Here is an 850-nt window from a genome sequence, read left to right on the forward strand (position 1 = left end):
TCGTGGTGTTATAACAGCCTGTTGCTACATCTTGTAAACGAACATAAATAATCTGATCAAAAGGAACTTCATTATCATAAGGACTTGCTAGTGGCAATACACCGTTGATAGCATCGGCCAAAGTAACGTGGTAGCTCACCTGAAGGTTCCCAGCGGGGTTCCCTCCTAGTACCTGCTCATCGGCATCGGTCAAGGTAAACGTTCCAAAACCATCATTGTCATCATCACAATAAATCAATGGATCTGGCTCAACTATCTCAGGACGTGGAATCACTACTAGTTCGGTCATAAAAATACCATAACAACCACTTGGATCTTCTACACGAACCCAAATAGTCTCTGGGTTGGTCATGTTGGTATAAAATACAGGTAAGGCAGGTAAGCCATTCTCCGCATCGGCCTGGGTAGCATGATAACTAACCGTTAAGGTTAAATCGCCTCCAGTAATGGCAGCATTGTTACTGTTTAAATCAAACTCGGTAAATCCATCGGCTACTTCATCATCACAGGCGGTGAGCTCTGGGATAGCATTAAAAACTGGCACCTGACCTAAAATTAAATTAAACTGACCCACAGTAACACACAAAGGTGGATTGCTAGGATCACCATCCTCAAAGTTGACAGCACGCACCCACACAACAGCATTACTGCTTATATACCCATTGGCAGGTGTAATAGGTAAAACCCCAGCTTGCGCATCGGCCTCACTCTCGTGGTAGCTTAAACTAACATCAACCAAAATATTTAAAATTTCAGCATCTTTTGTCGTTAAATCAAAAGTCTCCAAGCCATTTCCATCTAAATCACATAAAAAATAATCGCTGATGGGATCGGTGATGGCGGGGGAGTC

Annotated in this window: 1 pseudogene; it reads right to left on the reverse strand. The window is 43.1% G+C overall.

Features of this window, described 5'->3' with window-relative positions:
• A pseudogene (locus ACY2RS_RS15470) lies at positions 1-850 on the reverse strand (hypothetical protein); the annotation flags it as partial.

Source organism: Patiriisocius sp. 208BN25-11 (assembly GCF_058147145.1).